We start from the raw sequence: 13,848 nt of genomic DNA on the forward strand, positions 1-13,848 counted from the left end.
CCTATATGTGCGGAATCGTCGGATACATCGGGAAGCGTGACGTCGCGCCCCTGCTCCTGGAGGGCCTCCAGCGCCTGGAGTACCGCGGCTACGACTCGGCCGGCATCGTCGTCACCTCCCCCAAGGCCGCCGGCCTGAAGATGGTCAAGGCCAAGGGCCGGGTCCGCGATCTGGAGGCCAAGGTCCCGGCGCGCTTCAAGGGCACCACCGGTATCGCCCACACCCGCTGGGCCACCCACGGCGCCCCGTCCGACGTCAACGCCCACCCGCACCTGGACGCCGAGGGCAAGGTCGCCGTCGTCCACAACGGCATCATCGACAACGCCTCCGACCTGCGCCGCAAACTGGAGGCGGACGGCGTCGAGTTCCTCTCCGAGACCGACACCGAGGTCCTCGTCCACCTGATCGCCCGCTCACGGGCCGAGAAGCTGGAGGACAAGGTCCGCGAGATCCTCCGCCTCATCGAGGGCACCTACGGCATCGCCGTCCTGCACGCCGACTTCCCGGACCGCATCGTCGTCGCCCGCAACGGCTCCCCCGTCGTCCTCGGCATCGGCGAGAAGGAGATGTTCGTCGCCTCGGACATCGCCGCGCTGGTCACCCACACCCGGCAGATAGTGACCCTCGACGACGGCGAGATGGCCACCCTCAAGGCCGACGACTTCCGCACCTACACCACCGAGGGCACCCGGACGACGGCCGAGCCCACCACCGTGGAGTGGGAGGCCGCCTCCTACGACATGGGCGGCCACGACACCTATATGCACAAGGAGATCCACGAGCAGGCCGAGGCCGTGGACCGCGTCCTGCGCGGCCGGATCGACGACCGCTTCTCCACCGTGCGCCTCGGCGGTCTGAACCTCGACGCCCGCGAGGCCCGCCGGATCCGCCGGGTCAAGATCCTCGGCTGCGGCACCTCGTACCACGCCGGCATGATCGGCGCCCAGATGATCGAGGAGCTCGCCCGCATCCCCGCGGACGCCGAGCCCGCCTCGGAGTTCCGCTACCGCGACGCGGTCGTCGACCCCGACACCCTCTACATCGCCGTCTCCCAGTCCGGTGAGACCTACGACGTGCTGGCGGCCGTCCAGGAGCTGAAGCGCAAGGGCGCCCGGGTGCTGGGCATCGTGAACGTCGTCGGCTCGGCGATCGCCCGCGAGGCCGACGGCGGTATCTACGTGCACGCCGGCCCCGAGGTCTGCGTGGTCTCCACGAAGTGCTTCACCAACACCTGCGTGGCCTTCGCCCTGCTGGCCCTGCACCTCGGCCGCACCCGCGACCTCTCCGTGCGCGACGGCAAGCGGATCATCGAGGGCCTGCGCAAGCTGCCCGCGCAGATCGCCGAGATGATGGAGCACGAGGGCGAGATCGAGGAACTGGCCAAGGAGTACGCCGACGCCCGCTCGATGCTCTTCATCGGCCGGGTCCGCGGCTACCCGGTCGCCCGCGAGGCCTCCCTCAAGCTCAAGGAGGTCTCCTACATCCACGCCGAGGCGTACCCCGCCTCCGAGTTGAAGCACGGCCCGCTCGCCCTGATCGAGCCCGCGCTCCCGACGGTCGCGATCGTCCCGGACGACGACCTGCTGGAGAAGAACCGCGCCGCGATGGAGGAGATCAAGGCCCGCAGCGGCAAGATCCTGGCGGTCGCCCACCGCGAGCAGGAGAAGGCCGACCGCACGATCCTGGTCCCGAAGAACGAGGACGAGCTCGACCCGATCCTGATGGGCATCCCCCTCCAACTCCTCGCCTACCACACGGCCCTGGCCCTCGGCCGCGACATCGACAAGCCCCGCAACCTCGCGAAGTCGGTGACGGTCGAGTAGTCGTCCCCTTTGCAGGGGCGCAGCCCCTGCCTTCAGGGGCGCGGGGAACTGCGCGAGAAACCACGGCGCACCCGCACCGGCAGGACGACAGGACGGGCCCCCGCGTGCGCCACCTCACGCGGGGGCCCGTCCCATGTGCCGGGAAGCCGCCCAACTCCCCGGCCCGCGCCGCTAGCCGGCAGCCGTCACCCCCCGGCCCGCGGCGCGTCGCGGAAGAGCCGTCGGCCAGTGCGCCAGCGCCGCGGTCGCCGCGTACCAGGCGACGGCACCGGAGGCGACGGCGAACCAGCCACCGGCCTTGCCCAGCGCCCCGCTGTCCGCGAACTGCCCGATGGCGAGCAGCAGCAGCGCGACGAAGAACAGTCCGTACATGGCCTGCCCGAGAGTGTCGCCCCCGGCGAGCGTGAGGGTGAGGACGACGAGGGCGAACAGCAGCAGGAACAGCCCTGCGCCGTTGGCGGAGACCTCGGGCGAGACCGCCCAGGTGAACCAGAGCGCGCCGAGCGCGGCGAACGCGGTGCCGGTCCCGGCGTCGCTCTCCCGGAACGCGAGCAGTCCGGCGACGAACAGCGCCACGCCGCCTACGTAGTGAGCCAGTGTCACGGCGTCCGCCGCCGTCACTCCGTCGATCAGCCCGGTGTAACCGAGGCCGACGGCCAGCAGGGTGACACCGAGTGCGAGTCGGCCGACGATCGTGGTGGTGCTTCCCGCAGAGACGACGTTGTCCACGGCGGGCTCCCTTCATGCCTGTGCAGTTGTGGTGACCGATATATGCCCTTCACAAGAGCACAAACACATCTACGCGCCAGTAGATTCGGGGGACGCGCAAAGGGGGCCGGCCCTGCCCACGGGGCATCTCACCTGGGCCAACGGGGAGTTACGGAATGACAACGACCGGACGCCTGGCGCGCTTGGCCAACCGTCCCGCGACAGAGCCGAAAATGCGCCCCACGATGCCGTGCGTGGAGCCGACGACGATCGCGTCCGCCTCGTACTCCCGCCCGACCTCCTCGAGTTCGTGGCAGATGTCCCCGCCACGCTCGACCAGGATCCAGGGCACCTCGGCGAGATAGTCGGCGCAGGCCAGTTCCAGACCGAGGACCTCGGTGCGATGGTCCGGCACGTCGACGAAGACGGGTGGCTCGCAGCCCGCCCACACCGTGGTGGGCAGCCGATTGGCCACATGGACGATGATCAGGCCCGAGCCGGAGCGCAACGCCATCCCGATCGCGTACGCGAGGGCGCGCTCGGAGGAGGTGGAGCCGTCGAAGCCGACGACCACACCGTGCTTGAAGGCGGGATCGCACGCGTGGCGCGACTCTTCCGCCGCCAGGGGATCGGCCGCCGTAGGGTCGGCGACCGGCCGCTTGCGGTCCGCGGGTTCAAAGAATTCGTGACCGGCCATGGCTGTCTCGGCGTTGTGATCCTTTATGGGGGAACGGCACTGTGCGGTGGAGCTGTGTCCGGGATCAATCTTCCCAACCCCATACCCCCAAGGGTAGGGCGGCACGCCTCCTTCGCCCGGAATCCGCTCACGTCCGCGGCGGGTTCCAGGGAGCATGCACGAGGGGCCGCCCGTAACGCAATGCTTGCTGCCCCGTACAGGCGGTTCGCACAGGATTCACCCACGCCGCCGCCCCGGCCCCGCGTGGCAGTGACCGACCGGTGCGACGTGCGTTGATCCACGTGAGCCCGCCAGCACAGGGAGTAGTGATGTCCGCAACCCGGCCGACCTCCGAGACGCGCCCCGGGACCGCGTCCGGACCGGACGCGGTGACCGACCTCGTACGGTGGGCCGCCTTCAGCTGCCTGCTCGTGCCGGTGGTCCTCCTGTGGTGCGGCAGTTCCCTCGCGGGCGCCGCGGGCACCGCTGTCGGCCTCGCCGCCGTCACGGCCGTGTGCCGGGCGCTGCTGCGCGGGTCCGAGCGCGGCGCCGCGCGGCTGCGGGCCGCGGAGGGGGCGCCGCACCGGGGCCGGCATCAGCACAGCGGTTCGGGGGCACACAGGGGTGGGCGACGACCTGGCGGGCATACACCGGTCGGCTGACCGGTTTCCGCGCACGCGCCCGTATATTTTCAGCCAACTTCCGAGGAGTGTGCATCAGCACCCCTCGACACCCCCCAACCCCGGTTCGACCTGCGCGGAAAGGGCGCCGGGGGGCGCGCGCACCCTATGCGGATTGGCCACCGCGACAAGGCGCACTTCCCTGCGCGGCCCGCTGATGCAACGCTTCGTGATCGAATGCTTCACGCCAAGTTGCCAAGTCGACAATGTGCCGGGTGACGAACTGGCCACGCCGGCACAACGCGACCCAGTAGATTCGATCTTGACTGTTACGGCGGGGGACTCGTGCAGGACCGAGGGGAAACGTGCAGGAGCGACACAACCGAGGAGCCGCGACCACCAAGGGGGGCTTAGCAGTATGAGCCACGACTCCACTGCCGCGCCGGACACCGCGGGCCGGAAACTGTCCGGGCGCCGCCGCAAGGAGATCGTCGCGGTGCTGCTGTTCAGCGGCGGCCCCATCTTCGAGAGTTCCATACCGCTGTCGGTGTTCGGGATCGACCGCCAGGACGCCGGCGTGCCCCGTTACCGACTGCTGGTGTGCGCGGGCGAGGAAGGCCCCCTGCGGACCACAGGGGGCCTGGAACTCACCGCGCCGCATGGCCTGGAAGCGATCTCGCGCGCGGGCACGGTCGTCGTGCCCGCCTGGCGGTCGATCACCTCGCCGCCGCCGGAGGAGGCGCTCGACGCGCTGCGGCGCGCGCACGAGGAGGGCGCCCGGATCGTGGGCCTGTGCACGGGGGCGTTCGTCCTCGCCGCGGCGGGCCTGCTGGACAGCCGCCCGGCCACCACGCACTGGATGTACGCGCCGACACTGGCGAAGCGCTACCCGTCGGTCCATGTGGACCCCCGGGAGCTGTTCGTCGACGACGGCGACGTGCTGACCTCCGCGGGCACGGCGGCCGGAATCGATCTCTGTCTGCACATCGTGCGGACGGACCACGGCAACGAGGCGGCCGGCGCGCTGGCCCGCCGGCTGGTGGTCCCGCCGCGCCGGACCGGCGGACAGGAGCGCTACCTCGATCGGTCTTTACCTGAGGAGATCGGCGCCGACCCGCTCGCCGAGGTCGTCGCCTGGGCGCTGGAACACCTCCACGAGCAGTTCGACGTGGAGACGCTGGCGGCCCGCGCGTACATGAGCCGTCGTACGTTCGACCGCCGCTTCCGCTCGCTGACGGGCAGCGCGCCGCTGCAGTGGCTGATCACCCAGCGGGTGCTCCAGGCGCAGCGCCTTCTGGAGACCTCGGACTACTCGGTGGACGAGGTGGCGGGCCGCTGCGGCTTCCGCTCGCCGGTCGCGCTGCGCGGTCACTTCCGCCGCCAGCTCGGCTCGTCCCCGGCCGCGTACCGGGCGGCGTACCGAGCACGCCGCCCGCCGTCCGAGCGCATCCCGGACGGCGACGGCCCCCCGGGGACGTCCGCGCCGATGTCCGGCCCACCGCAGCAGGCCGGCCCGCCGTCCGCCCCGCTGCACCCGGACGGCCCGGTGCCGATCCAGGCACGCCGCACGGCTGCGGTCGGCTCCGCGTCCCTGCCGGGGGACCACGCCCGGGAGACGTACGCCCGGGCCAGCCTGCCGGGGCAGCGAAGCGGTTCGTGACGGCCGCGACGGTGTGACGGGGTCCACAGGGCGCGAACCCGCCCTGTGGACCCCGGTACGGTTTCGACGCCCGCGCGACGGACCTCACGCAGGCAACTCGGCCGTAGGGTGGACGCATGAACGATCGCATGGTGTGGATCGACTGCGAGATGACCGGTCTCTCGCTGTCCGACGACGCTCTCATCGAGGTTGCCGCCCTCGTCACCGACTCCGAGCTGAACGTACTCGGCGAGGGGGTCGACATCGTCGTCCGCCCGCCGGACCGGGCGCTGGAGACGATGCCGGAGGTGGTCCGTCAGATGCACACCGCGTCCGGTCTGCTCGCGGAGCTCGAGGGCGGCACGACCCTCGCGGACGCCGAGGCCCAGGTCCTCGCCTACGTGCGTGAGCACGTCAAGGAGCCCGGCAAGGCGCCGCTGTGCGGCAACTCGGTCGGCACCGACCGCGGTTTCCTGCTGCGCGACATGCCCACGCTGGAGGACTACCTCCACTACCGCATCGTCGACGTCTCCAGCGTCAAGGAGCTGGCCCGCCGCTGGTACCCGCGGGCCTACTTCAACAGTCCCGAGAAGAACGGCAACCACCGCGCCCTGGCCGACATCCGCGAGTCCATCGCGGAACTGCGCTACTACCGCGAGGCCGTCTTCGTGCCGCAGCCGGGCCCCGACTCCGACACCGCCAAGGCGATCGCGGCCAAGCACGTCCTGCCTGCTCAGCCCGCCTGAAACAGCCCGTGTGAGGGGCGCCGCGAAACCCGTGCGCGAGCACCCCTTCGGAGCCTGTACACTTTTTCTCGGCCGGTCGGGGAAGCGACAGTAGAACCGCCGGTCATGGTGGGTGTAGCTCAGCTGGTAGAGCACCTGGTTGTGGTCCAGGATGCCGCGGGTTCGAGTCCCGTCACTCACCCTCGCCGAAGAGGCCGATGATCTGCTCGACACAGATCATCGGCCTCTTTCTTTTCCCCGCGTGACCGGCCCCTTCGAGGACGCCCCGGGCGAGCACCGGACGACTGCACCCCGTGCGGTGCATCCAACGGGGCCTCCGCCGGGGAATCCCCCTCCGTGAAGGTCTGGGCTTCGAAACACACAGGGGGCGGTCCGCCGCGCCGGACGTTCCACGCGATCACACGTTCCCGGTGGGGCTTCCCCGCCGAGGGCGACCAGCGCCGCGACGGGGAGGTCCGGTGACCGAGGAGCACTCCCCCTGGGTCGGGGATCAGGTGTACGACTCCAACGCGGACAAGGAGGGCGTCATCACGGACGTGAGGAACGGGACGTACATCCTGCGGCCCGTGCACACATGGGCCCGCCAGTGGACAGCGCCCAGCGCCGACGTCCTGGTGATCACGGTGCCGCGTGAGGACCGCGTCAGGAGAGACCGGAAGGCCTGACCCGCACGGCGCCGCTCCCCCGGCGCTCCCTCACGGGGTCAACCCCTGGAGTCCCCTCCCGGCCCCGCGAGGTGAGAGGAGCCCCGGCCGTCCGACAACGGCCGGGGCTTTTGTCCTGTCGGGCCGGCAGGGGCCCGGTCATTCGCCGGCTCCCGGTCCCTCCCCCCATGCGTGGCCTCCGGACGATCAGTCCTCGGCCGAGTCCCGGTGCGCCTCCGGGTCGGGCAGGACCCTGCGCAGCTCGGCCTCGACCTCCGAGCGCGTCGTCCCCTTCTCCTTCGCGTACTCGGTCACCGTCTGACCCAGATCGCGGTCCAGGTCGCGCCAGGCCCGCCAGGCGGTCTCGTACGTCTCGCGCTGAGGCGCGTTCCAGCCGCCCTCCCGGGTCGGCGCACCGTAGGAGTCCCGAAGCTCCAGGACCCTGGTGTGCGCCTCGTCCGCCGCCCGTTGTTTCGCCAGAAGTTCCTCGAAGGTGTGTGCCACGCGCGGATCTTATGCGCGGCCCCGGCGGCACGCGTCCCGACCGGGCCGTCCGGGCGGCGCCCTGACTCACCCGGCGCAACCCGGCCCCGCACCCACCGCCGGCCCGCACGGCTCCGGACGACGCCGCGCCACCGCCCCCACGAGGGGCCGCCCTACGAAGGAGGCACCCCTACGAGGAGCCGACCCCACAAGGACCCGACCCTACGAGGAAGCGCGCTCCACCAGCTCCGTCGCCAGGACCATCTGGCGTCGCTGCGGCCCCCGGGACATCGCGGGGCGCCGGTCGGCGATCTCGGTGAGCAGCAGGTCGATCATGCTCCGGCCCATCTCCACTATCGGCTGGCGGACACTGGTGAGCGGCGGGTCCATGTGGCGGGCGATCGCCGAGTCGTCGTAGCCGACCAGGGCCACGTCCTCGGGGATACGCCGCCCGGCCTCGCGCAGGGCCTGGCGGGCGCCGGCCGCCGTCACGTCGGAGGCCGCGAAGACCGCGTCCAGGCCGGGGGCGCGGGCGAGCAGCTCCGTCATGGCGCGCCGGCCGCCCTCCTCGGTGAAGTCGCCCGGCTCGATCAGCTGTCGGTCCGCGGGGTGCCCGGCGTCACGCAGGGCGTCGCGGTAGCCGTCGATGCGCCGCTGGGCGCCGTAGACGTCGAGGCGGCCGGTGATGTGCGCGATGTGCCGGCGCCCCCGGGCGGCCAGGTGCTCCACCGCGGAACGGGCGCCGCCGTAGTTGTCGGAGTCCACCGAGGCGAGGGTCTCCTCGGCGGACCGCGGGCCGCTGATCACCGCCGGGATCTCCAGCTGGGACAGCAGGTCGGGCAGCGGGTCGTCCGCGTGCACCGAGACCAGCAGGACACCGTCCACCCGGTGTGCCGCGAGGTACTGCGCCAGGCGCCGGCGCTCGCGGTCGCTGCCCGCGAAGATCAGCAGCAGTTGCATCTCGGTGTCGGACAGTTCGGCACCGACACCGCGCAGCATGTCCGAGAAGTACGGTTCGGCGAAGAAGCGGGTCTCCGGCTCGGGGACGACGAGGGCGATCGCGTCGGTGCGGTTGGCGGCCAGCGCACGGGCGGCGGTGTTCGGGACGTAGCCGAGTTCGGCGACCGCCGCCTGGACGGCGGCGCGGGTCGCGTCGCTGACCCGGGGGGAGCCGTTGATCACCCGGGAGACCGTGCCCCGGCCGACGCCCGCGCGCGCGGCGACCTCCTCCAGGGTCGGCCGCCCGCCGCTCCGGCCCCGCGCTCCGTGGCTTGCCATGGGCTCCGCCTTCCGCCGTTCATCACGCTGGCCTGGAATGTAACAGCCCCGTGTGCTGGGGCGACCGTCGCGCAGGCGCCCCTGACGGGCCCGCGCCGGGCGTACCGGACCCTCGAATTCCAGTTAACGGCCCGATAACTGAACGCATCTCCCGTCGCCCGCTCCCTTGACACCCCCACGGGAAGCGACGACTCTTCAACCCATCACTTGTGGGAGCGCTCCCACGGTACCTGGCACCTACACATCCCGCACGTACCCCGCCCGAGCCGCAGCGCAACAACTTACGGGACCAACCATGCAGTTGGCCGGGGGTCGGCACGTCAGGGCAACAGGAGGACGCAATGCGAGCACGTAAGTCGGTGGTCCTCGCGGCCATCGCGACGCTGGGCGCCGGGCTGCTGGCCGGCTGTGCCGACGACGGCGGCGACGAAGGCGGTTCCGGCTCGTCCGGCGACGGCAAGGGCAAGACCACCATCACCCTGGGCCTGTTCGGGACGATGGGCTTCAAGGAAGCCGGTCTCTACGACGAGTACATGAAGCTCAACCCGGACATCACCATCAAGGAGAACGTCACCGAGCGCAACGAGAACTACTACCCGGCGCTCGTCAACCACCTCACCACCAACAGCGGCCTGATGGACATTCAGGCCGTCGAGGTGGGCAACATCGCCGAGGTCGCCACGACCCAGGGCGCCAAGCTGCTCGACCTGTCGAAGTACGGCAAGGAGAGCGACTACCTGGAGTGGAAGTGGAAGCAGGCAGCCACGGCCGACGGCCAGACGATCGGTCTCGGCACCGACGTCGGCCCGATGGCCATCTGCTACCGCAAGGACCTGTTCGAGAAGGCCGGACTGCCCACCGACCGTGAGGAAGTCGGCAAGCTGTGGGCGGGCGACTGGGAGAAGTTCGTCGACGCCGGACGCGACTACCAGAAGAAGGCGCCCTCCGGCACCACCTTCATGGACTCCCCCGGCGGTCTCATCCAGGCGATCCTCAGCAGTGAGACCGAGCGCTTCTACGACTCCTCCGGCGAGGTCGTCTACAAGACCAACCCGGCCGTCAAGTCCGCCTTCGATCTGACCGCGGCCGCCGCGGAGGACGGACTGGTGGGCAACCAGACGCAGTTCCAGCCCGCCTGGGACACGACCATCGCCAACAGCAAGTTCGCCGCGATGTCCTGCCCGCCGTGGATGCTCGGCTACATCAAGGGCAAGTCGAAGCCGGAGGCGGCGGGCAAGTGGGACGTCGCCGCGGCCCCCAGGTCCGGCAACTGGGGCGGCTCCTTCCTGGCCGTGCCCAAGTCCGGCAAGAACACGGAGGCCGCGGCGAAGCTCGCCGCCTGGCTGACCGCTCCCGAGCAGCAGGCCAAGCTGTTCGAGGTGCAGGGCAACTTCCCGAGCACGCCGCCCGCGTACGACACGGACGTGGTCAAGAACGCCAAGAACGAGATGACCGGTGACGCCCCCATCGGCGAGATCTTCGCCGAGGCCGCCAAGAGCGCCCCGGTCCAGGTGATCGGCCCGAAGGACCAGATCATCCAGCAGGGTCTGACCGACAACGGCGTCATCCTGGTCGCCCAGGGCAAGTCGGCCGAGGAGGCCTGGGAGACGGCCGTGAAGACCATCGACAACAATCTGGATCAGTGACCCGTATGACCACTGGGCACGACACCGCCGCCGCGTCCCCCTCCACGGAGGGGGGCGCGGCCCCGGCCCGCCCGTCGGCCGGTGCGCCGGGCTCCGAGCGGGAGCGGCGGCGCCGGGCCCGGCTGTCCCGCCGCTGGCAGCGGGACATGCGCTGGAGCCCCTACGCCTTCGTCTCGCCGTTCTTCCTGCTCTTCCTGGCCTTCGGCCTGTTTCCGCTGGTCTACACGGGGTGGGCCTCGCTGCACCAGGTGGAGCTGACGGCGCCCACCGACATGAACTGGGTGGGCCTGCGCAACTACACCCGGATCTTCGACGACGACTTCTTCTGGAATGCGGCCGGCAACACGCTGACCATCGGCGTCATCTCCACCGTTCCGCAGTTGCTGATGGCCATGGGTCTGGCCCACATCCTCAACTACAAGCTGCGCGCCTCGACCTTCTACCGGGTCGTGATGCTCGCTCCGTACGCCACCTCGATCGCCGCGGCGTCGCTGGTGTTCGTGCTGCTCTTCGGCCGCGACTACGGCATGATCAACTGGGTGCTCGGGGCCGTCGGTCTCGAACACGTCGACTGGCAGAACGAGAAGTGGCCCTCCCAGATCGCCGTCTCGACGATCGTCATCTGGCGCTGGACCGGCTACAACGCGCTGATCTACCTGGCGGCGATGCAGGCGATACCCCAGGACCTCTACGAGTCGGCGGCGCTGGACGGGGCCAGCCGCTGGCGGCAGTTCCTCCATGTGACGCTGCCGTCGCTGCGGCCGACGATCCTGTTCACCGTCGTCGTGTCGACCATCGGCGCCTCGCAGTTGTTCGGAGAGCCGCTGCTGTTCGACGCGAACAAGGGCGCCTCGGGCGGATCCCAGCACCAGTTCCAGACGCTCGGCCTGTACCTGTACGAGCAGGGCTGGATCAACCAGCACCTGGGCCGCGCCTCCGCCATCGCCTGGACGATGTTCCTGATCCTCATCGTGATCGGGATCGTCAACTACGTCATCTCGCGCCGGCTGCGCGCCAGTAGTTAGGAGACCGGCCGTGACGACGACACTGACCGAGCCCCCGACCGCCGAGGTCCGGCACCCCCGGCGTCCCAGGGCCGCGCGCGCCGGTGGCACCCTGCACGCCGGGCCCGTCGCCTACGCGGTCCTCGCCCTGTTCACCATCGGGTCGCTGTTCCCGCTGGTGTGGACGGCGATCGCCGCGTCCCGCGACAACCAGCGGCTGGCCGAGACGCCACCGCCGTTCTGGTTCGGCTCGAACCTGATGAACAACCTGGAGATCGCCTGGAAGGACGCCAACCTCGGCGAGGCGTTCCTCAACACGACGATCGTGGCCGGGATCTCGGCGCTCACCATCGTGGTGCTGTCGACGATCGCCGGGTTCGCCTTCGCCAAGCTGCGGTTCCGGGGCCGTAACGCGCTGATGCTCGTCGTCATCGGCACCATGATGGTGCCGCCGCAGCTCAGCGTGATCCCGCTCTACATGATGGTCGCCCGGCTGGACTGGACAGACCAGCTCCAGGCGGTGATCCTGCCGTCGCTCGTGAGCGCCTTCGGCGTCTTCTTCATGCGCCAGTACCTGCTGCAGGCGCTGCCCGACGAGCTGATCGAGGCCGCCCGGGTGGACGGCGCGAGCAGTTGGCGCGTGATCTGGCACATCGTGTTCCCGGCGGCGCGGCCGGCGATGGCGGTGCTGGGCATGCTGATGTTCGTCCAGACGTGGAACGACTTCCTGTGGCCGTTCCTGGTGCTGACCCAGACGGGTAACCCGACCGTGCAGGTGGCGGTCACGGGCCTGGGCCGCGGCTACACCCCCGACCAGTCCCTGATCATGGCCGGCGCGCTGCTCGGCACGGTGCCGCTGCTGCTGGTCTTCGCGATCTTCGGCAAGCAGATCGTGGGCGGCATCATGCAGGGCGCGGTCAAGGGCTGACCTCTTCCTTCTCGCGCAGGGGCCGGGCCACCGCCGTCCCGGCCCCTCTTCTCTCGACCTTCCTTGGGAGCGCTTCCATGCCTGAACCCGAATCGCCGGTGTCCTTCCCGCCCGCCTTCCTCTGGGGCGCGGCCACCTCCGCCTACCAGATCGAGGGCGCCGTGCGGGAGGGCGGCCGCACCCCGTCCATCTGGGACACCTTCAGCCATACGCCGGGCAGGACGGCCGACGGCGACACCGGTGACATCGCTGTCGACCACTACCACCGCTTCCGCGAGGACGTCGCGCTCATGGCCGGGCTGGGCCTGACCGCGTACCGGTTCTCCGTCTCCTGGTCGCGGGTGCAGCCCACGGGCCGCGGCCCCGCCGTCCAGGTCGGGCTCGACTTCTACCGGCGGCTGGTCGACGAGCTGCTGGCGGCCGGGATCAAGCCGGCCGTCACCCTTTACCACTGGGACCTGCCGCAGGAGCTGGAGGACGCGGGCGGCTGGCCGGAGCGGGACACGGCGTTGCGGTTCGCGGAGTACGCGCGGATCGTCGGCGAGGCGCTCGGCGACCGGGTGGAGCAGTGGATCACGCTCAACGAGCCCTGGTGCAGCGCCTTCCTCGGGTACGGCTCCGGCGTGCACGCCCCCGGCCGGACGGAACCGGCCGCCGCGCTGCGGGCGGCCCACCATCTGAATCTGGCGCACGGGCTGGGCACCTCCGCGCTGAGGTCGGTGATGCCGGCCCGCAACGCGGTCGCGGTGTCCCTCAACTCCTCTGTGGTGCGCCCGGTCTCGCAGGACCCGGCGGACCTCGCGGCGGCGCAAAAGATCGACGACCTCGCCAACGGGATCTTCCACGGCCCGATGCTGCACGGCGCCTACCCGCGGACCCTGGCCGCCGCGACGGAGTCGGTGACGGACTGGTCGTTCGTCCAGGACGGCGACCTGGCGGCCTGTCACCAGCGGCTCGACGCGCTGGGCCTCAACTACTACACCCCGACGCTGGTCTCCGCCGCCGCCCCCGAGGCGGAGGGTCCGCGCGCCGACGGTCACGGCGCCAGCGCCCACTCCCCCTGGCCGGGCGCCGACGACGTGGCGTTCCATCAAACGCCGGGCGAGCGCACGGAGATGGGCTGGACCATCGACCCGACCGGCCTGCACGAGCTGATCACGCGCTACCGGCGGGAGGCGCCGGGCCTGCCGCTGTACATCACCGAGAACGGCGCCGCCTACGACGACAAGCCCGACTCCGAAGGCCGTGTCCACGACCCCGAGCGCATCGCCTATCTGCACGGCCACCTCGCGGCGGTCCGCCGGGCCATGACGGACGGCGCCGATGTCCGCGGCTACTACTTGTGGTCGCTGATGGACAACTTCGAGTGGGCGTACGGCTACGGCAAGCGGTTCGGCGCGGTCCACGTCGACTACGCGACGCTGGAGCGGACCCCGAAGTCGAGCGCCCACTGGTACGGGAAGGCGGCGCGGTCGGGAACGCTGCCGCCGGTCGAGGGCGTGTAGCCGGGCCGGGGAGGTCGGGACGCGGCACCGGTGGGGGGTAGTGCCGCGCCCCGGGCTTCGGGGGTCGCCCGCGAACTGCGGACGCTTCCGGTCGCCCGCGAACGGCGGACGCTTCCGGTCGCCCGCGAACGGCGGACGCTTCCGGTCG

At 70.9% G+C, this 13,848-nt stretch carries 13 protein-coding genes and 1 tRNA gene; 10 read left to right on the forward strand and 4 right to left on the reverse strand.

What is annotated here, in order from left to right:
* Positions 1 to 5 precede the first annotated feature (5 nt).
* Positions 6 to 1,823 carry a glutamine--fructose-6-phosphate transaminase (isomerizing) gene (gene glmS, locus ACWCPM_RS09200; protein WP_450975498.1) on the forward strand — a complete coding sequence of 606 codons (1,818 nt, stop codon included), beginning with the start codon at positions 6 to 8 and terminating at the stop codon, positions 1,821 to 1,823.
* Between the two features lie 171 nt (positions 1,824 to 1,994).
* Here glmS and ACWCPM_RS09205 read toward each other — a convergent pair whose 3' ends face one another.
* Positions 1,995 to 2,552 carry a GPR1/FUN34/YaaH family transporter gene (locus tag ACWCPM_RS09205; protein WP_450975499.1) on the reverse strand — a complete coding sequence of 186 codons (558 nt, stop codon included), beginning with the start codon at positions 2,550 to 2,552 and terminating at the stop codon, positions 1,995 to 1,997.
* Between the two features lie 148 nt (positions 2,553 to 2,700).
* A complete protein-coding gene (locus ACWCPM_RS09210) occupies positions 2,701 to 3,228 on the reverse strand; it encodes a universal stress protein (RefSeq protein ID WP_365449706.1) in 528 nt (175 codons plus the stop codon).
* 308 nt (positions 3,229 to 3,536) lie between these two features.
* Here ACWCPM_RS09210 and ACWCPM_RS09215 point away from each other — a divergent pair, with 308 nt between their 5' ends.
* The 5 genes from ACWCPM_RS09215 to ACWCPM_RS09235 all read left to right on the forward strand — a co-directional run bounded on the left by ACWCPM_RS09215 (position 3,537) and on the right by ACWCPM_RS09235 (position 6,877).
* Positions 3,537 to 3,869, forward strand: a complete 333-nt coding sequence (locus tag ACWCPM_RS09215) for a hypothetical protein (RefSeq protein ID WP_450975500.1) — start codon at positions 3,537 to 3,539, stop codon at positions 3,867 to 3,869.
* Between the two features lie 376 nt (positions 3,870 to 4,245).
* A complete protein-coding gene (locus ACWCPM_RS09220) occupies positions 4,246 to 5,487 on the forward strand; it encodes a helix-turn-helix domain-containing protein (protein WP_450975501.1) in 1,242 nt (413 codons plus the stop codon).
* A 116-nt stretch (positions 5,488 to 5,603) separates the two neighbouring features.
* Positions 5,604 to 6,212: an oligoribonuclease gene (gene orn, locus ACWCPM_RS09225; protein WP_450975502.1), complete on the forward strand. Its 609-nt coding sequence runs from the start codon at positions 5,604 to 5,606 to the stop codon at positions 6,210 to 6,212.
* A 108-nt stretch (positions 6,213 to 6,320) separates the two neighbouring features.
* Positions 6,321 to 6,393: transfer RNA gene (locus tag ACWCPM_RS09230), tRNA-His, on the forward strand.
* 277 nt (positions 6,394 to 6,670) lie between these two features.
* Positions 6,671 to 6,877, forward strand: a complete 207-nt coding sequence (locus tag ACWCPM_RS09235) for a hypothetical protein (protein ID WP_450975503.1) — start codon at positions 6,671 to 6,673, stop codon at positions 6,875 to 6,877.
* A 186-nt stretch (positions 6,878 to 7,063) separates the two neighbouring features.
* Here ACWCPM_RS09235 and ACWCPM_RS09240 read toward each other — a convergent pair whose 3' ends face one another.
* Both ACWCPM_RS09240 and ACWCPM_RS09245 read right to left on the reverse strand, forming a co-directional pair.
* Positions 7,064 to 7,360, reverse strand: a complete 297-nt coding sequence (locus ACWCPM_RS09240) for a hypothetical protein (protein WP_450975504.1) — start codon at positions 7,358 to 7,360, stop codon at positions 7,064 to 7,066.
* 201 nt (positions 7,361 to 7,561) lie between these two features.
* Positions 7,562 to 8,617, reverse strand: coding sequence for a LacI family DNA-binding transcriptional regulator (locus ACWCPM_RS09245; protein WP_450975505.1), 1,056 nt, complete (start codon positions 8,615 to 8,617; stop codon positions 7,562 to 7,564).
* Between the two features lie 341 nt (positions 8,618 to 8,958).
* On the opposite strand from ACWCPM_RS09245, the gene ACWCPM_RS09250 reads away from it, so the two are divergent.
* The 4 genes from ACWCPM_RS09250 (at position 8,959) to ACWCPM_RS09265 (ending at position 13,700) form a co-directional block, all read left to right on the forward strand.
* A complete protein-coding gene (locus ACWCPM_RS09250; RefSeq protein ID WP_450975506.1) occupies positions 8,959 to 10,263 on the forward strand; it encodes an ABC transporter substrate-binding protein in 1,305 nt (434 codons plus the stop codon).
* 5 nt (positions 10,264 to 10,268) lie between these two features.
* Positions 10,269 to 11,288, forward strand: coding sequence for a carbohydrate ABC transporter permease (locus ACWCPM_RS09255; RefSeq protein WP_450975507.1), 1,020 nt, complete (start codon positions 10,269 to 10,271; stop codon positions 11,286 to 11,288).
* Positions 11,289 to 11,298: 10 nt separating this feature from the next.
* Entirely contained in the window at positions 11,299 to 12,195 is an 897-nt protein-coding gene (locus ACWCPM_RS09260; RefSeq protein ID WP_450975508.1) for a carbohydrate ABC transporter permease, read from the forward strand.
* Positions 12,196 to 12,272: 77 nt separating this feature from the next.
* The gene (locus tag ACWCPM_RS09265; RefSeq protein ID WP_450975509.1) at positions 12,273 to 13,700 is read left to right on the forward strand and encodes a GH1 family beta-glucosidase; all 1,428 of its coding nucleotides are present in this window, start codon (positions 12,273 to 12,275) and stop codon (positions 13,698 to 13,700) included.
* Positions 13,701 to 13,848: the final 148 nt, after the last annotated feature.

Source organism: Streptomyces sp. NPDC002309 (genome assembly GCF_053593375.1).